This window comes from Ructibacterium sp. SJQ-7 (assembly GCF_054696575.1).
Map to the genome: position 1 here is coordinate 598,526 of NZ_CP195193.1, position 17,618 is coordinate 616,143.

The following is a 17,618-nucleotide window of genomic DNA, read 5'->3' on the forward strand; positions in this document are numbered from 1 at the left end:
AAATATATCTTCTCTCAAAAAAAGTATCCTCTGTTGAGGATACTTTTTTGTTAATTTTCTTGAACTGTTGTTTCTCCGCCGTCTGTTTCGGGAATGTCTGTTTCCTCTGTTGTCGGTACTTCTGTCGGCTCAGGTGTCGGAGCTAAAGTTGGCGTTGGTGTTGATTTAGGTTTATTCTGCAAATCGTATAATCTCATAATAGTTGAGATTGACTGTTCATTTGTATAATTTGATTTAGGTGAGAACATATCGTCGCCCATACCTGTCATTATCTCGGCTTTGTTCATCTGATAAACAGCCTCTTTTGCCCACTCGCCTATTTCTTCATCATCGGCATACTTATAATTCGACAATTTGTAATCCTCATAGAAATCGTTATACCCCATATACTGTGCTGTCTTATACAAAAGCATCGACGCCTCTTCACGCGTAATCGAATTATTAGGTTTAAACGTACCGTCCTCATAACCGCTTATAATTCCTGCCGTACCCAAAAGCGAAACTTCTTCTCTTGTTGTATCGCTGAATTTGACATTCTGCTCTGTCGGCAATTTATCCTTTGCCTTTAGCATATTTGCAAGGATTATGCAGAACTTTTCACGCGTCATATTGTCCGTATACACAAGTGTATCTTTGTATCTGTACGGTGCAACATCAAGCGAATACGCTCTCTTAACTTCTTTTTCTGCCCACTTTGACGGCTTTGATTTATTGAATGTTATATTTGCAAGCGGCATACGATGATTATAGTTCTCCCACTTCTGACCGTCTGCCGACTTAAATCTGTTTCCGTCTGCGTCCTCAACATAGTAATATCCGTCATAATAAACGGCAAGCTGAATAAGTTTATCAAATTCATACTTATCTTTTATTTTATAATTTTTGTCAAGATAGTAAATTGTCTTTACCTTCCCCCACTCTGAAGTGTAGTAATAAGGACAGCCGTCCCATTCAATCCATCTTAACATATATCCGGTATTTGTTTTCAAAAGTTCGTAACTGTCATAATTACCGTTTATAATATCCTTTACTTCCTGCGGCAATTCGTCCTTTACTTCCGATGCCAAGACACCTGTTGTAATCGGTCCTTGCTCTGCTCTCGGTTCATCGACATAATCTTCGTAATACTTATCAATATGACTTTCATTGCATACTCTGAATGAATTTCTTATACCGCCGACGTAATTTATAGGTAATACCATATTAATCGTAAATGCCTTTTCACTGTTTGCCGGAATTAATACACTTGCCATTGTATCTTTTTTAGCAGGACTTGACTCGTCTTTCAAAAGACCGCTGTGCTTGCCGTTTTCGTCCTCAACATACACCGCAATATTTGACGAAGTTTCGGCAACGTATTCAAAATACTTGTCTTTATTCGTTACGTTCTTAACTTTTAAATTATATGCCTCGGTTACGCAATAGTTGCCCATACTGCAACCGTAGCCTTGATTACTGCGTTTAACGGAAAGTTCATAATTTGGAACATAGTCCTCTCTGTTGTACCAAGTTGACGCACCCGGATATTCCGCAGTATCACTGTGATACGGATCCCATATCCATAAATTATTTTTTTCTTTTTCCTTTACATTAGAGCCGTAATAATCAAGTTTTGAATCATCTTTGTATGTCAAAGTGAGCAAGTCCGATTGTACAGATATATCTTTCGACCAAATATCGTCCTGCGGATTAAGATTGGTGCACCACGCGTCCGTGACATAGCCGTCAGGCTGATATTGATTGAATACTTTGTTTTTTATATACTCACCGTCTTTGTATGTATTGTCAATAGTATATTCAAGGTCAACATTAACCTTTGGAAGTGAATCGGCAATGCCTTTTTCCGTTCTTGTGTATGAATATTTTCCGAACTTTGCATTCGGGTCAAAACTGCTTCTGTCCTTTAGTTCATCACCCGTTTTGAATGCCGCAACATTAAAATTCATTTTGCCGTAATTAAGTGATAATTCTCCAAGTATCTGTGACGGCTTGTGATAGCCGATACTTGTGTAATCGTCCATATAGTCGCTAAGCCATATTGTTTCGCCTTTTTTCAGTTCAACAGTTACAGGCTCATATGGCTTTGCCTCGTATAACCAGGCACCGTTTAATTGTGACAGGTTTACACCAAGCATTGACGCAAGTCCGTTAATGCAACCGAATTTGTTTGTTTCTTTTGACCACGTTCCGTCACTGAATATAAACGACTCGTCCTCAACAGCCTCAAAAAAGGCTTTGTTTATAGTTATTTCACTGTCCTCAACAGCTGTAAGTTCAACATCAACTTCAATTTCATATCCTGCACCGTAACCGCCGTTACTGTCAGTGTAATTTATATGACAAATAAGAAAGTCATATAAATCCGGTTCAAGATTTTCGTTGTTCATAATATATGACGGCGGATTGTCGTCACTGTTCATTAAGTCCTGATTTCTGATTGCTTCGGGATTGTTGCAGTAAATCCACTTGCCTTCACCTTCAGGCGTAAATGTCATATCTGCTGCCGATGCACTTACCCCCAATGCACAAAGCAATACTATAATTGCTAATATTTTCTTCAATTCCTCGTCCTCCTTTTGTATATTTATATTTATTTAGACGTTAAATAATTCAATTTTGTTCCATTTGTTTCCGTAAAAAAACGGAACATCTCAGTTCCGTTTTGTGTGTGATGTGTATTTTGTGGGTTGTAAAATGTGCCAATCTTTCTTGCCACCCCTCAGTCGGCTTTGACGACAGCTCCCCTCAAAGGGAGCCTTAGTATGCCGCTCCTTGAGGAGAGATGCCTGAAAGGCGGAGTGGTGGCGTATTTTTATTCTTCTGTTTCTTCGCTTTCTTCATCATCACTGTAATAAAGCTCACCTGCACGCATCATTTCAATCATATCCCATACAGTATATTTGCCCTCATCATCTTGTGTTGAAAACGGTACAAGAATATCATCTTCGCCCATTTCAAGAGTTTCCCAAATTCTTTGAAGATTCGGCTCAATCTCTCTCTTTTTAAGCTTATCCATTTTTGTTGCAACAACTATCAAATTCGTATGATAATGGCGAATCCAATTTGCCATTGTTATATCGTCCTTAGTCGGCTTATGACGGCTGTCAACAAGCAATATCGTCTGCACAAGCGGTTCACGGTTTGCAAGATAATCCTCCATCATCTTGCCCCACTTTTCCGTTTCGGACTTTGAACGCTGTGCATATCCGTAACCCGGCAAGTCAACAAGATAAATTGTATCGTCGATATTATAAAAATTAATCGTAATTGTTTTACCCGGTGTACCCGATACTCTCGCCAGCGATTTTCTGTTAAGCAATTTATTTATCATCGAAGATTTACCGACATTTGAACGTCCGGCAAATGCAAATTCCATATAACCTGTCGTTGGGTATTGGTTTGGACGTACTGCGGAAATTGTAAGGCTAACATTATGTATATTCATAATTTATATCATTCCTTTCTTCACTTATCTCAAAGCATTTTCAAGTACAGTATCCATACTCTTTACAGGTATGAAATTGATTTTGCTTCTTACTTCCTTAGGGACATCGTCTATATCGGCTTTGTTTTCGTTCGGAATAATAATATCGGTTATTCCTGCTCTGAATGCCGCAAGCGACTTTTCTTTCAAACCGCCTATCGGAAGAACTCTGCCTCTAAGCGTGATTTCACCTGTCATTGCAATATCGCTTCTTACAGGATTTTTTGTAAGCGCCGATACAACTGCTGTTGCCATTGTTATTCCGGCTGACGGACCGTCTTTCGGTACTGCGCCTTCCGGCACGTGAATATGTATATCCTTTGTTTTATGGAAATTTTCCGCAATACCGAGTTTTTGTGAATTTGCTCTTATGTAGCTGATTGCCGCCATTGCACTTTCTTTCATAACATCGCCGAGCTTACCTGTAAGTTCGACTTTTCCGCTTCCCGGCATAACGTTAACTTCTATCGACAACGTGTCACCGCCTACCGACGTCCAAGCCAATCCTCTTGCAACACCTATTTCGTCCTGCTCATTCATTTTTTCAAAATGGAAACGTTCCTTACCGAGATATTCCTCAAGATTTTGCTTTGTAACCTCTATCGGTCTTTCGGTGTTTTCAAGAAGTTTCTTAACCGCCTTACGGCATATCTTACCTATTTGCTGTTCAAGTTTTCTGACGCCCGCCTCACGGGTGTAATATTCGATTACAGCCTCAATCGCGTCATCTGAAATTGTCAAATCATTGTCATCAAGTCCATTATTTTTCATAGATTTCTTCACAAGATAATCCTTTGCAATATGGAATTTTTCATTGCTTGTATAACCCGAAAGTTCAATGATTTCCATTCTGTCAAGCAACGGTCTTGAAACCGTATCAAGTGAATTTGCTGTTGTGATAAACAACACCTGCGACAAATCAAACGGTACTTCAATATAATGGTCGCGGAATGTTCCGTTTTGTTCATAGTCAAGCACTTCCAAAAGTGCGGCTGACGGATCACCTTTATAATCCGCACCCATTTTATCAATTTCGTCAAGCAAAATAAGCGGATTTTTTGTTTTTGCCTCTTTCATTGCCGCTATAATTCTGCCCTCCATAGCGCCTATGTAAGTCTTTCTGTGACCTCTTATATCTGATTCGTCGTGAATACCGCCGAGAGATATTCTGACATATTTTCTGCCGAGCGAACGTGCGATTGACTTTGCAACCGACGTTTTACCCACTCCCGGAGGTCCCGCAAAACAAAGTATCGTACCGTTTTTGCCTTTTGTGTTCTGTCTGACCGCAAGATATTCAAGCACGCGTTCCTTGACTTTTTCAAGTCCGTAATGGTCCTCATTCAATATCTTTTCGGCATTTTTAATATCAAAGCTTTCCTTTGACAGTTTGTTCCAAGGAAGGCTTAAAACAGTATCAAGATAATTTCTAAGCACCGAACTTTCAGCTGATGACGGTGGCATTTTTGAAAACCTGTCAACTTCTTTCATAAGTTTTTCTTTCGTATCCTTAACGGTTTTCAATTTGTTTATTTTCTGCTTATATTCTTCTACTTCCGCCTTTATGCCGTCAGTATCACCAAGCTCGTCCTGTATCACTTTTAATTGCTCACGTAAATAATATTCTCTTTGATTTTTGTCAATTCTTTCTTTGACTTTCTGTGCAAGCTGTTGCTCCAACTTCAATACTTCAAGCTGATTTTGTATTGTAATTATAAGTTTTTCCGCTCTGTCATATGAATCAAATTCAGATAAAATTTCCTGTTTTTCTTTTGTGTCAATTTCAAGACTTGTGGCAATCACATCACAAAGTTCGCCTATTTCCTCAATACCCATAACCGCCATAAAATTATCGGCAGTAAGTTTTGGATTTTGAGAAAAATATTCTTCGTAAGACTTTTTAAGTCGTCTTATATAAGCCTGTTTTAAAGGATGATTTTCTTCGTACAAATCGTCAAATTCCTGTACTTCTGCCTCAAAAAACGGCTTTTCGGAAATGAAATTTTCAATAATTCCACGTTCCAATCCCTTTACTATAACTCTTGTTATACCGCCGGGCATACGCATAACCTGTTTTATAACCGCAAACGTACCTATACTGTATATATCGTCAACAGTCGGTTGTTCTATTGTATAATCCTTTTGCGCCGCAAGGAATACTATTGAATCATTTTCAGCAGCACTTTCAAGTGCTTTTATAGACATTTCTCGTGCCGCGTCAAAATTAAGCGTCATATGCGGGAACAAAACCATTCCACGCATTGGCACTACCGACACACGTTTTAGTTCTTTTTCCAATCCGTTTTCACTCCTATAAGATTAATATTACTATTATATAATTTTTTCGTATAATTTTCAACTGTTTTTTACAGTTTTTTATTTAGGTTTTATGACCGATATATCAATTATTTTTTCATCACTGCTTATATATCCGTTTGTATAATGACACGTTTTTAAAATCCACGCAATATCGTCCAAAGTTACGTTTCTTCTGTCGTCAAGAAATATAATATTTTTAGCCATTTGAAGAATTTTAACCGCATCTCTGCCGTTTTTCGCATAACGTGCAATCATCTCAACCGCATTTTGTTCTATATTGATTTTTATTCTTTCAGCCGCACCGTAAATTATTTTTTCTATATTATCCCTCGTCAAAGGGTTAAAATAAATTTCGACACATCTTGAACGAACAGCCTCGGGAATTTCTTCCGGTTTTCTGGTTGTTGCACCGATAAGTCTGAAATCTGCAGGTATGCCGTTTTTGAATACATCGTGTATATACGTTGGGATTTTTTTGTTTTCTTCGCTGTAATATGCACTTTCAAACATAACCCTCCTGTCCTCAAGCACCTTTAACAGCTTGTTAATCTGGCAAGTCTGTAATTCGCCGATTTCGTCTATAAACAAAACTCCGCCGTGAGCCTTTGACACCGCTCCCTCTTTAACCTGCGGTACACCTGCAACGCCGTATGCGCCTGCACCTTGATATATCGGATCATGTACCGAGCCGATAAGCGGATCGGCAATGCTTCTTTCATCATATCGCATTATCGTTGCGTCTGTTTCGATAAACTTCGCATTTTTTGAAAACGGTGTGCCGTTACTTTTCTTTGCACATTCCAACGCCACTCTTGCCGCTGCCGTTTTGCCGACACCCGCCGGTCCGTATATCAAAATATGCTGCGGGTCAGGACCGCAAAGTGCCGCTTTTATCGCTCTTATTCCGTCGTCCTGACCTATTATTTCATTCACGTTTTTAGGTCTTGCCGTTTCCGTTACAGGTTCAGACAAATGTATATGTCGCATATAATTAAGGTGTTCAGCCTCTTTTTTTGAATTGTTTGCAAGGGTTTCACTGTCGCTTTTTTCATTCCTCAGCTTTGTGAAAAAATACATTCCTATAACAAGTGTAAAGAAAAACTGTGTTATCATTATTACACTATTCATATCTATTCCTCCGGACATTTCTTAATACTCTAACTATATTCTTTTCAGAGTAATTTTAATTATTCCAAAATGTCTATGGGAATATTTTTAGTCTTTAACGCAAACAACAGAGCTTTTTGCTCTGTTGTCTAAGTAATGTCTAATTCAAATCTTCTAAATTTCCGCCCATCAATTCGTATGCTTTTTCAAACTGATTATCTGTTGTCACTTCAATCTTTGAAAAAACTTTTTCAATTTTCTTTTGAGTCGGTATGTCAAGGACTCCGTATGAAAGCAAATCATTTGCTTTTTGGAAGTCCTTTATCGCAGTTTTCAATTCATCGTCAAATACATCACTGTCCGTATTTCCGTTATAGAAATCCAACAGATAAAGTCTTTCCTTTGCGGCTTTAACATTATCGGACGAATTACCGTATGATTGTTTTGTTGTATAATCAAACGGCGTATACTTTGATGTATCTATTCTGTCTGTAGTATTTTCAACTTCAACATCAGGTGTAAGTCCGATATGGTTTATTTCCTTACCGTTTCTTGTCACATACTGACCTGTTGTAAGTTTAAAAACAGAACCGTTTGAAAGCGGATATGTATTTTGAATTACCGCCTTACCGAAAGTCTTTGTTCCGATAAGAGTACCGCCCTTGGAATCTTGAATTGCACTTGCAAGAATTTCAGACGCAGACGCAGTATGCTCATTTACAAGTACCGCAAAGTCAAATTCAGGCTTATCAAGCTTTGATTCATATGTAACGTTATACTTTGTATCTCTGAATTTAACGTCGATTATCTTACCTTTTTTAACAATCTGCTGTGCAATCTCAACTGATGACGATACAAGACCGCCGCCGTTATTTCTCAAATCAAGAATTATCTTCTTAATATTCTTTTCACGCATCCAATCAAGTGCATCTGTAAATTCATCGGTAGTTGTCGAATTAAAGGTTATAATTTGAATATAACCTATATTACCCTTCAATTCAGCCGAATTAACGGAATTTTCATGTACCGCAACACGCGTTGTTATAAATTCAAGTTCTTCCCCGTCACGCAACACGGAAACTCTGACGCTTGTATTTTCTTCGCCGATTATTTTGTTACGCACTTCGGATATGCTCCAACCCGTAACGTCCTCACCGTCAACCTTGCAAATCTTGTCGCCGATTTTAAGTCCTGCTTTTTCAGCCTTACTGTCCTCATTGAGAAAACCCACAATTTCAACATAACCGTCATCAGACATTTTCATTGATATACCGATACCGTAAAAATTCTGATTTAATTTATCCTGAAATGCCTTATACTCCTCCGGAGTGTAAAATTCACTGTAATCATCAAGACTTTCAAGCATTGACTTCAACAACTGCACCAACAATGGGTCATTATTTTCAAGCAACTTTGAAAGACCCTGTTTCATTATTTCTTCTTCCGTAAGTGAATCGTCTATATATCTTTCGGCAACATATTTTGCCATTTGTTCAAATGCACCGTATTCACCGCTGTATTTTGATTCTTCCGCTGTTTCTGTTTCAGCCGCAAAAACACTTCCCGACATAAGCAACATAACAACAGACAAAATAGCCGCTGTCAATTTCTTCTTCATATGCACTACCTCTTACTTACTGTTATTTTCATATCGTTAAAATATTTTTCGCCCTGTACCGTAAGTGTATAAACAAGCTCGATAGTTCCGCCGTTCTCGTCAAGTTTTGATACTATTCTTTGCGTTTCAATCTCCATCGGCACTGTGCCGTAAGGCAAATGATACAAAAACTCTTTCTTTGTATCAACCTTATACGTCATTGACGAATTTACACTTCCCGTACGTTTTATAAGTATCTCGTTGCCGTCTATTTTTATCATAGACGAAATTTTATCTCCGTCATTTTCTGTTTTGTACGTTATATACTGCTTACCGTTTTTTTCGGTGTAATTTCCGTAAGCCGTTTCTTCTATTGTGTCGGTTTCCGAATCAATCGTCTGTCTGTTGCTGACCGTTATACGATATTCGTTATCAGTATTTTTCAATGTCAATCTTATTCACCTGTCCGTTAATTTCTCTTTCAAGGAAAATTCCGCCAAGCTCCTCAAAGCTTGATATATCATCGCTTACATAATATCTGTATTGATTTTCGTCACACTTGCCGTCATGCAGAAGGTTTTCTTTTGTAAGTTTCTTTTTTAAATACTTTGCAACCTCCGCACCCGAATTTATAAGTGTAACGTCATCACCCATATATTCTCTTATAACCTTTTCAATCAAAGGATAATGCGTACAGCCCAAAATAAGTGTATCAACACCTTGATTTCTTATTTCTTCAAGATATTCCGCCACGATAATTCTCGTAACCTCCGTATCGAAATATCCGTTTTCAACAAGCGGTACAAACATAGGGCAAGCCTTTGCAAAAGTCTGCATCTCTCTGTCATATGCCTTTATCTGCTTTTCGTATTCACCGCTTTTGATTGTTCCCGCCGTACCTATAACGCCGATTTTCTTGTTCTTTGTCGCTCTTACCGCCGCATAAACAGCCGCGTCAATTACGCCGATAATCGGCACGTCAAATTCGTCCTTAATCGCAGGCAATGCCGCAGAACTTGCAGTTCCGCAAGCGATAACTATAATTTTCACATCAAATGTGTTTAGAAAACGTATGTCGCCTCTTGTATATTTAAGCAACGTTTCTTTTGAACGCGAGCCGTAAGGAACTCTGCCCGTATCACCAAAATATATAATGTCCTCTTTCGGTAACTCATTTATTATCTGCTTTACGGCAGTAAGTCCTCCAAGTCCTGAATCAAAAACACCTATACATTTGTTATCCATTATTTTACTCTCTTTTCCGCAAGCTCGATAAGTTTGTCTAAAAGCTCGCTGTATTCTATACCGACAGCACCCCATAGTTTCGGATACATACTTATGTTTGTAAATCCCGGAAGTGTGTTGATTTCATTTAATACAACACTTCCGTCACTGTGCTTAACAAAAAAGTCAACTCTTGAAAGTCCGCTGCCGTCAAGTGCCTTAAACGCTCTTACGGCATACTCTCTGATTTGCTCGATTGTTTCCTTAGGCAGATCGGCAGGAATTTGAAGTTCTGTTGAGTTGTCGTTGTACTTTGCATCAAAGTCATAAAATTCAACAGTTGGCATAATTTCACCTACTGTTGCGGCTTTTACGTCCTCATTACCAAGTACGGCACATTCAACCTCATGACCGTCGATATTTTCTTCTACAAGTATTTTTCTGTCAAACTGTGCGGCATTTTCAAGTGCGGCTTTTAATTCTTTTCTGTCGTGAGCCTTTCCCACACCAACAGACGAACCTGTTCTTGCAGGCTTAACAAAGCAAGGATAACCAAGCTTGTTTTCGATTTCATCCATCTTATCTGCAAAGTTGTCTGTTTTATTTACAACAACCCAATCAGCCTGCGGAATATCTGCACTTGCAAACACGATTTTTGATGAAGTCTTATCCATGCCGTTTGCAGACGCCATTACACCCATACCGACATAAGGTATTCCCGAAAGTTCAAAAAGACCTTGAATTGTTCCGTCTTCTCCGAACTCACCGTGAAGTACAGGAAAAATAACGTCAGGATGAATTTTCGTAACCTTATCACCTTCAAAAACAAGTATAGCCTTATCCTCTGCATCAGGAGAAAGAATTGCCTTCTTCTTGTTTTCCGTATCCTGTTCCCATTCTCCGCTTTCAATCTTTGCATAGTTGCCTGTGTACAGATACCATGCACCATTTTTTGTAATTCCTATTGTTGAAATATTGTATTTATCTTTATTAAGGTTATTTAAAACCGATGTAACCGATTTTCTTGAAATTTCGTGTTCCGGTGACTGTCCGCCGAAAATAACACACAATTCTAACATTATGTAATCACTCCTAAAACTTTATATAATATTATAATACCTTTTTCGTCACTAAATTGCAAGTGTATTTATTAAAAGTTTATCTTTTTCTCAACTTTTCGAGTACATTTTCAAAATACTCCGGTATATCACTTGTAAATTCCATCATTTTGCCTGTCCGCGGGTGTACAAAACCAATCGTTTTTGCGTGAAGCAACTGACCGTTTAAATTGAACTTTTCTTTTTTAATTCCGTAAAGCGGGTCGCCTACTATGCTGTGACCGATTGACGCCATATGCACTCTTATCTGATGTGTTCTGCCTGTTTCAAGGATACATTCAACAAGTGTATATTGTCCGAATCGTTCAAGTACGTTAAAATGCGTAACCGCCTCACGTCCGCCGAATACAACAGCCATTTTCTTTCTGTCAGACGGATTTCTGCCGATAGGCTTATTTATTGTGCCGCTGTCCTCTTTTATATTGCCGTTTACAAGTGCAACATATTTACGCATTGCTTTGCGTTCTTTAAGCTGTTCCGACAACTTCAAATGTGCCTCATTATTTTTTGCGACTATCAAAAGTCCCGACGTGTCCTTATCAATTCTATGCACAATCCCGGGACGGATTACACCGTTAATTGCAGAAAGTTCGTCACCGCAATGGTAGACAAGACCGTTTACAAGCGTACCCCTCTCGTTACCCGGTGCAGGGTGAACGCAAAGTCCCTGCGGTTTGTTCACAACGATAACATCACTGTCCTCATATACGATATTAAGCGGTATATTTTCAGGCTCAATAGAATGTTCTTCGGGTTCGGGTACATTTATCGTTATTTCCTCCGTACCCAAAATCTTATATTTCTTTAAAAGCTGTTTTTCTCCGCAAAGCACAAGACCGTCCTCGCATAATTTTGCCGCATAACTTCTCGAAATATCCGAATTGTCCGCAATGAATTTATCAAGTCTTTCGCCTTTGTTTTCCTCTGCCGCATTAATTTTTAACGTCTGCATTTTTATCCTCTTTATCAAACCAAATAAAATAAACCACAAGCAATATCGCACCGACAGTTATACCTATATCGGCAATATTGAATACCGGAAAGTTTATAAATGACGTCTGTATATAGTCAATAACAAAACCTCTGAAAATTCTGTCTATTGCATTGCCGAATGCGCCCGCAAACATCATTGTAATCGATGTACACAAAAGCGGATGTGTCGGCTTTTTCTTTATCCAGTATATTACCGCACAAACGCAGAATACAACCGAAATAATGCTCAAAAGCGAGAGTTTTCCCGAAAGTAATGAAAATGCCGCGCCCTTATTTTGAATATATGTTATATCAAATAAATTCAGTATCGAAAATGCGGTATCGCCTACATTCATACCCGAAACGACCAAGTATTTTACCGCTTGATCGGCTATAATTATAAGCATCGCAATAATAAGCCAAAGCATATATAATCTCCTTATTTTGTAATATAATCGAATGCAGCAAATATTTCGTCCTTTGAAACATCAGTCGTCTGCATAACCTCGCCGACTTTTGTCGGCAAAACAAATTTTAATTTACCTGCAATTTTCTTTTTATCCTTCTGCATATAGCCGTAAACAACCTCTTTTTCAGGCAAATCAACACGAATTTTAAAACCGTACATATCAAGTACGTTCTCAATACGATTTAATGTACTTTCATCAATCATATTTCGCTTATACGCAATATACGATGCACCGACCATACCGATTCCGACACACTCACCGTGAGTCATCTTAAAATCGTATGCCGATTCGACCGCGTGACCGATTGTATGACCGAAATTGAGAATTGCACGAAGTCCATTTTCTTTTTCGTCCTGCTCAACAACGTCAGCCTTAATCGAACAATTTATCTTGTCCATCTTTATAAGCGTTTCATTGTCAAGTGTTTTTATCTTGTCGCTGTTTTTCTCGATATAATCAAAGAACTCGCTGTCTCTTATAATTCCGTGCTTGATAACCTCTCCCATACCCGAAACAAATTGTTCGTTCGGAAGTGATTTCAAAGTTGCCACATTTATGTACACAAGTTTCGGCTGATGAAAAGCACCTAAAATATTCTTGCTTTCCATAAAGTCAATACCTGTTTTTCCGCCGACAGAGCTGTCCGACTGTGAAAGTAGTGTTGTAGGCACTTGCACAAAATCAATACCGCGCATAAATATTGCCGCGGCAAATCCTGCCATATCTCCTACCACGCCGCCGCCAAGTGCTACAATCATACTTTTTCTGTCCATTTCGTGTTCGATACACGCACCGCATATGCCGAGTATTGTATCCATACCCTTGTTTTCTTCACCTGCCGTAAATGCGTATATTTTTGAATCATAGCCGTTTTTTATAAGTAAATCATTTACTTCGTCGGCATATAGTTTTTCTACGTTACTGTCCGTTACAACAAGTAATTTTTTCGGTGCATTTATATCCGACATTGCTTTTGCAAAGCCGTTAAAGCTATCCGAAAAAAGTATATCGTATGATTTTTTTCCTAAATCAACAAATAAATTTTCCATATTCAATATTCCTTTTAGTGTCCCTGTTTTTAGTGTCTCCTTATAGTGAAAGTGACGGTATCGCATTAAGCGTCATATCCGCAAAATTCTTTTCAAGATAACCGTAATATCCCGCACAGGCTATCATTACTGCATTATCCGTACAAAGTATAGGCTCCGGATATACAACTTTTATGCCCTTTTCGCCTGCAAGTTTTGTCATTTTTTCACGCAACGCACTGTTTGACGCAACACCGCCTGCAAGTGCGATAATCTTGCTGTTTTTCTGTTCTGCCGCCTCTATCGTGTGTTCACACAAAACGTCCGTAACCGCATCCTGAAAGCTTGCGGCAATGTCGGCTTTATTATATTCTTCACCGTTTTGTTCAAGTTTGTGAAGATAATTTATGACCGCTGTTTTAACACCGCTGAATGAGAAATCAAGCGAATTTTTATCCATTCTCACGCGTGGAAAATCAACCGCTTTCGGATTACCCTCTTTGGCAAGTTTATCAATAAGCGGGCCGCCCGGATAACCCAAACCAAGCACACGAGCTATTTTGTCAAACGCCTCACCTGCCGCATCGTCACGTGTTCTGCCCATTATTTCAAGATGCGTGTAATCCTCAACGCTCACAATATGACTGTGTCCGCCTGACGCAACAAGACATACAAACGGCGGTTCTAAATCTTTGTGTGCCACAAAATTAGCCATTATGTGTCCCTTTATGTGATGTACCGGCACAAGCGGTTTGTTAAGTGCAAACGCAAGTGCTTTTGCCGTTGATACTCCGACAAGCAACGCACCGACAAGACCCGGACCGTATGTAACCGCAATCGCGTCAATATCGTCAAATGTTACGTTTGCCTCCTCCAATGCCTCGTCTATAACCGCGTCAATCGTTTCAATATGCCGTCTTGACGCAACCTCCGGCACAACACCTCCGAATTTTTTGTGCAGTGCAATCTGCGTATTTATTACATTAGACAAAACCTCTCTGCCGTCTTTTACGACAGCAGCCGCAGTTTCGTCACATGAACTTTCAATTCCAAGTATAAGCACGTTATCACTCCTCACACGGTTCAAAGCTTTTCGTCATTATCCAAGCGTCCTCACCGTTATCACTGTAATATCTTTTCCTCTCACCTATTATATCAAAACCGTATTTCTTGTAAAGCCCTTGGGCCGCTATGTTACTTTTGCGGACTTCAAGAGTTAAAAGTTCCAGCTTTAATGTAATGGCTGTTTTTATCATTTCACTGATAAGCATACTGCCTATTCCGTTTTTTCTGTATTCCGGAAGTACTGCGATATTTGTTATGTCACCCTCACCCGACACGTTCCAAAACCCTGCATAGCCTATACACTTACCATTATCCTTTGCGACAAAATACACCGCAAGTTTGTTTTGCATTTCGTCGTGAAAAGATTTTTCCGACCACGGAACTGCAAAGCACTTTTTTTCAAGCTCCGCAATTTCCGCAACGTCATCATCTGTCATTCGTGTTATCGTAATATTTTTCATATCACTTTTTACTTTGCATATCTGCGATTTTTTCCGCAATGTCTACAAGCGCGTCATAAATCTCTTGTGCAACTTCTTCATATTCTTCAAGGTCACCGCCGTAAGGATCGGATATGTCACCGCTTGAACCTGCATATTCAAGTAATGTGTATACCTTGCCTTTTGCCAAAGGCTCAAGTATTTGCTTGTGTCCCTCTGTCATTGTTAGGATTAAATCACATTGCTTTATAAGGTCCTCCGTTACAGGCTGTGTTCTATGGCCTGATAAGTCTATGCCGTATTTCATAAGTGCTTTAATCGCATTTTCACTTGCACCTTGACCGTCCTCGGCAAATATTCCGGCTGATTCGATAAATACATCAAGGTCGTTTTCAACAGCGATTTTGTCCATTATCGCCGCCGCCATCGCACTTCTGCACGTGTTGCCTGTACATACAAACAGTATATTCATAAACTCTTTTAAACTCCTTTAAACCCTTATTTTTGGCTCTATGCCTACATTTTTCGACACTTTACATTATCTGTTAATTTTATGCTTTCTTATGATTTGCCACTTAATTTGATGGTCATTTTCTGTAAATCCTCTGTAAAATAAGACGATTTTGACGAATTTACAGGACGGCGCATTGTAGCTGTTTTAGCTCCTTCTCAACATTTTCATACTCTGCATGAGTGTATGTATTCATAGTAACGCTTAAATCTGAATGCCCCATCAAATACTGTAAATGTTTTGGATTGATTCCTGCACTTGCCATATGACTGCAAACATGAGGTGTTATTAGCGGCAATTCTTCTTTATATATGCTATTATATTTTTCGCGGATATGCTGAAAATACTTTTCCCAATGCATTGCAACAGTAGGCATATTGTTTTTATCTAAATAGAGAAATCCCGAATAACCATCTACGACAGGCTCAATCTTTAAGGACGTTCTGTTATTAAGAATCCTTTCAAAACATTGACATACATTATCTGTTATCGGTATAATCCTTTTTCCTGCCTTCGTTTTGGGTTTTTCATATAGTATACCTCATATTACTTGGGCGTATAAGCTGGCGTTCAATATTGATTTTCTTTGCTTTTAAATCAATATCATTTATAGTCAATCCGGTAAATTCTGAAATACGCATACCCGTATAAAACAGAATATATATTGCATCATAATATTTACAAAAATGCTTGTCATTTTTGATAAAAGCCAAAAATTTTCTTTTTTGATCATGTGTCAATGCATCTCGTCTTACACCATCATTTACAATAATTGTAAAAGCAGAAAAATCAAACGGATTTTTTCGTATAAGTTCATCATCCAGAGCCATTTTAAACGCCGGTCGTAAAACACCTCTTATACTATGAATGGTACTGTAACTTAATCCATCATTTTCCTGAAGCTTTATAAGCCAAAGCTTTGCATCTGAAATTTTCACTTCATCAATCCTACGCATACCAAAAGGTTCTTTCTCTAAGCGTCTCAATACAGTATTGTAACCTGTTCTTGTATTTTCTCGCACTCCTCTTCTTTGAATAACATATTCATACACCGTAAGATTACCACCATATGGTATAAGTCCATCATCAATATCCTTCAATATTTCTTTTTCTTTTTCTCTTAATGAAATACATTTTCTCTTTCCTTTAGGAAGCGGATCAGTTTCTTCAAGTTTCCAACTGTAAACACATTTTGCCTTACCAAATATATCAACATAGTCAAATTGGTATAAACCATTATCCCTTTGACATTCGCCGTTTCTTAAAATCCTTCCTTTCTTATCTCTTCTTTTTTCACTCATAAATATTTGCTCCTTTCTAACAAAAAGAAGCCATAGTGTAATATTAGTATATCACATCTATGACTAAATTTCTACTATTTTTTTATATTTCCTAAATTGATGTCGTTTCATCTAAAAAGGATTCAAATTTTTTTCTGTTTATCATTGTTCTACTACCATTTTGAACAATAAATTTATAATCGGATTCCAAAAAATCATTAACTATCCTGTACATTTTATTCTCTCCGATATTAAAATACTCCGACGCCTCTTTAATTGTCAGTAAATACTTTTCTGATATCGGAATTTTTTTAACCGAAGCTTTATCCAAAATATGCACCTCCTAAAAATATATCACCCCCTATATAGGCAAAACGAATAGCAGCTTGCAAGACTGCTCCATAGGAATTTCACCTTCCCGGCGCTCTGCCCGGACTGTCCCCGATGCTTGCATACACGCCTTTTATAGCGCGGTCTACGGCTGGACAGAAGTATCATTGTCCCTATACAAGATTATCGCCCACAGCTTGCAAATTCTGTTTTTCGGCATTGATAATTTATCGCAATCTATATACTTCAATGAAAGAAATTATACAAAGAGGTAGAAGCAAATTATAGATTATGGCGTATCTGTCGTCTGGCTCATTCATATAGGAATGTATCCGCTTGCTCTTATTCTGTCCCAGCATTGTCTTCCGGGACTTTCTTTTTACGTTCTTCCACTGACCATTTATATAATCAACAGTATGTTATTCCACAATTTATTTGAGAGCACAACAATAAGACGGCACAGCTTTTGCCATGTCACCTGCGAGTATCTGAAAACAAATTTAACTGCTAATCAAACACTTTTTTCATTACATAACGCAATTTTAGTGCGACAACATTTGTGGCTGTTACATAATAATTGATTTTGTAATGAAAATGGCTGAAAATATTATAAAAAACTGTCTAAAATCAACATTTCATAGATTATATTCACGAACGATTCTTGTCTAAAATG

General features: G+C 38.3%; 17 protein-coding genes. All 17 read right to left on the bottom strand.

Translation table 11 applies throughout. From position 1 onward, the window contains the following. Window positions 1-50 precede the first annotated feature (50 nt). A complete protein-coding gene (locus tag ACSAMO_RS02760; protein WP_499209799.1) occupies window positions 51-2,561 on the bottom strand; it encodes an S-layer homology domain-containing protein in 2,511 nt (836 codons plus the stop codon). Between the two features lie 251 nt (window positions 2,562-2,812). After that, entirely contained in the window at window positions 2,813-3,445 is a 633-nt protein-coding gene (yihA, locus tag ACSAMO_RS02765) for a ribosome biogenesis GTP-binding protein YihA/YsxC (protein WP_022230748.1), read from the bottom strand. Between the two features lie 24 nt (window positions 3,446-3,469). Further along, entirely contained in the window at window positions 3,470-5,782 is a 2,313-nt protein-coding gene (lon, locus tag ACSAMO_RS02770; protein WP_499209800.1) for an endopeptidase La, read from the bottom strand. Window positions 5,783-5,860: 78 nt separating this feature from the next. Beyond that, complete coding sequence (locus tag ACSAMO_RS02775; RefSeq protein WP_499209801.1) at window positions 5,861-6,931, bottom strand: ATP-binding protein; 1,071 nt, start codon at window positions 6,929-6,931, stop codon at window positions 5,861-5,863. 139 nt (window positions 6,932-7,070) lie between these two features. Beyond that, a complete protein-coding gene (locus ACSAMO_RS02780; RefSeq protein ID WP_499209802.1) occupies window positions 7,071-8,528 on the bottom strand; it encodes a S41 family peptidase in 1,458 nt (485 codons plus the stop codon). Window positions 8,529-8,533: 5 nt separating this feature from the next. Next, window positions 8,534-8,959 carry a YwiB family protein gene (locus tag ACSAMO_RS02785; RefSeq protein WP_022230744.1) on the bottom strand — a complete coding sequence of 142 codons (426 nt, stop codon included), beginning with the start codon at window positions 8,957-8,959 and terminating at the stop codon, window positions 8,534-8,536. Continuing rightward, window positions 8,940-9,752: a glutamate racemase gene (gene murI / locus ACSAMO_RS02790; protein ID WP_499209803.1), complete on the bottom strand. Its 813-nt coding sequence runs from the start codon at window positions 9,750-9,752 to the stop codon at window positions 8,940-8,942. The genes ACSAMO_RS02785 and murI overlap by 20 nt, the downstream gene beginning before the upstream one ends. Continuing rightward, complete coding sequence (locus ACSAMO_RS02795) at window positions 9,752-10,813, bottom strand: D-alanine--D-alanine ligase family protein (RefSeq protein WP_499210081.1); 1,062 nt, start codon at window positions 10,811-10,813, stop codon at window positions 9,752-9,754. The genes murI and ACSAMO_RS02795 overlap by 1 nt, the downstream gene beginning before the upstream one ends. A 76-nt stretch (window positions 10,814-10,889) precedes the next feature. Continuing rightward, a complete protein-coding gene (locus ACSAMO_RS02800; protein WP_117967941.1) occupies window positions 10,890-11,801 on the bottom strand; it encodes an RluA family pseudouridine synthase in 912 nt (303 codons plus the stop codon). Beyond that, window positions 11,782-12,249, bottom strand: coding sequence for a signal peptidase II (gene lspA / locus ACSAMO_RS02805; protein ID WP_117967939.1), 468 nt, complete (start codon window positions 12,247-12,249; stop codon window positions 11,782-11,784). Before lspA ends, ACSAMO_RS02800 begins: the two co-directional genes overlap by 20 nt. A gap of 11 nt (window positions 12,250-12,260) precedes the next feature. Continuing rightward, entirely contained in the window at window positions 12,261-13,340 is a 1,080-nt protein-coding gene (gene aroB, locus ACSAMO_RS02810) for a 3-dehydroquinate synthase (protein ID WP_117967937.1), read from the bottom strand. A 40-nt stretch (window positions 13,341-13,380) separates the two neighbouring features. Then, window positions 13,381-14,397 (bottom strand): tRNA (adenosine(37)-N6)-threonylcarbamoyltransferase complex transferase subunit TsaD, encoded by a 1,017-nt coding sequence (gene tsaD, locus ACSAMO_RS02815; protein WP_117967935.1) that lies wholly within the window; start codon window positions 14,395-14,397, stop codon window positions 13,381-13,383. Beyond that, on the bottom strand, window positions 14,387-14,845 hold the full coding sequence (rimI, locus tag ACSAMO_RS02820) for a ribosomal protein S18-alanine N-acetyltransferase (RefSeq protein WP_117967933.1): 459 nt from the start codon (window positions 14,843-14,845) through the stop codon (window positions 14,387-14,389). The genes tsaD and rimI overlap by 11 nt, the downstream gene beginning before the upstream one ends. Window position 14,846: 1 nt before the next feature. After that, window positions 14,847-15,296, bottom strand: a complete 450-nt coding sequence (locus tag ACSAMO_RS02825; RefSeq protein WP_117967931.1) for a low molecular weight protein arginine phosphatase — start codon at window positions 15,294-15,296, stop codon at window positions 14,847-14,849. A gap of 160 nt (window positions 15,297-15,456) precedes the next feature. Further along, window positions 15,457-15,873, bottom strand: a complete 417-nt coding sequence (locus ACSAMO_RS02830) for a tyrosine-type recombinase/integrase (protein ID WP_499210082.1) — start codon at window positions 15,871-15,873, stop codon at window positions 15,457-15,459. Next, the gene (locus ACSAMO_RS02835) at window positions 15,863-16,636 is read right to left on the bottom strand and encodes a site-specific integrase (protein WP_499209804.1); all 774 of its coding nucleotides are present in this window, start codon (window positions 16,634-16,636) and stop codon (window positions 15,863-15,865) included. Before ACSAMO_RS02835 ends, ACSAMO_RS02830 begins: the two co-directional genes overlap by 11 nt. Window positions 16,637-16,727: 91 nt before the next feature. Next, a complete protein-coding gene (locus ACSAMO_RS02840) occupies window positions 16,728-16,946 on the bottom strand; it encodes an excisionase (RefSeq protein WP_499209805.1) in 219 nt (72 codons plus the stop codon). Between the last annotated feature and the right edge of the window lie 672 nt (window positions 16,947-17,618).

What these genes read in the sequence shown, in the direction of transcription:
- ACSAMO_RS02775 (WP_499209801.1), bottom strand. Translation starts at nt 6,931, where the DNA reads ATGAATAGTGTAATAATGATAACACAGTTTTTCTTTACACTTGTTATA.
- lspA (WP_117967939.1), bottom strand. Translation starts at nt 12,249, where the DNA reads ATGCTTTGGCTTATTATTGCGATGCTTATAATTATAGCCGATCAAGCG.
- yihA (WP_022230748.1), bottom strand. Translation starts at nt 3,445, where the DNA reads ATGAATATACATAATGTTAGCCTTACAATTTCCGCAGTACGTCCAAAC.
- ACSAMO_RS02780 (WP_499209802.1), bottom strand. Translation starts at nt 8,528, where the DNA reads ATGAAGAAGAAATTGACAGCGGCTATTTTGTCTGTTGTTATGTTGCTT.
- ACSAMO_RS02835 (WP_499209804.1), bottom strand. Translation starts at nt 16,636, where the DNA reads ATGAGTGAAAAAAGAAGAGATAAGAAAGGAAGGATTTTAAGAAACGGC.
- ACSAMO_RS02825 (WP_117967931.1), bottom strand. Translation starts at nt 15,296, where the DNA reads ATGAATATACTGTTTGTATGTACAGGCAACACGTGCAGAAGTGCGATG.
- murI (WP_499209803.1), bottom strand. Translation starts at nt 9,752, where the DNA reads ATGGATAACAAATGTATAGGTGTTTTTGATTCAGGACTTGGAGGACTT.
- aroB (WP_117967937.1), bottom strand. Translation starts at nt 13,340, where the DNA reads ATGGAAAATTTATTTGTTGATTTAGGAAAAAAATCATACGATATACTT.
- rimI (WP_117967933.1), bottom strand. Translation starts at nt 14,845, where the DNA reads ATGAAAAATATTACGATAACACGAATGACAGATGATGACGTTGCGGAA.
- ACSAMO_RS02800 (WP_117967941.1), bottom strand. Translation starts at nt 11,801, where the DNA reads ATGCAGACGTTAAAAATTAATGCGGCAGAGGAAAACAAAGGCGAAAGA.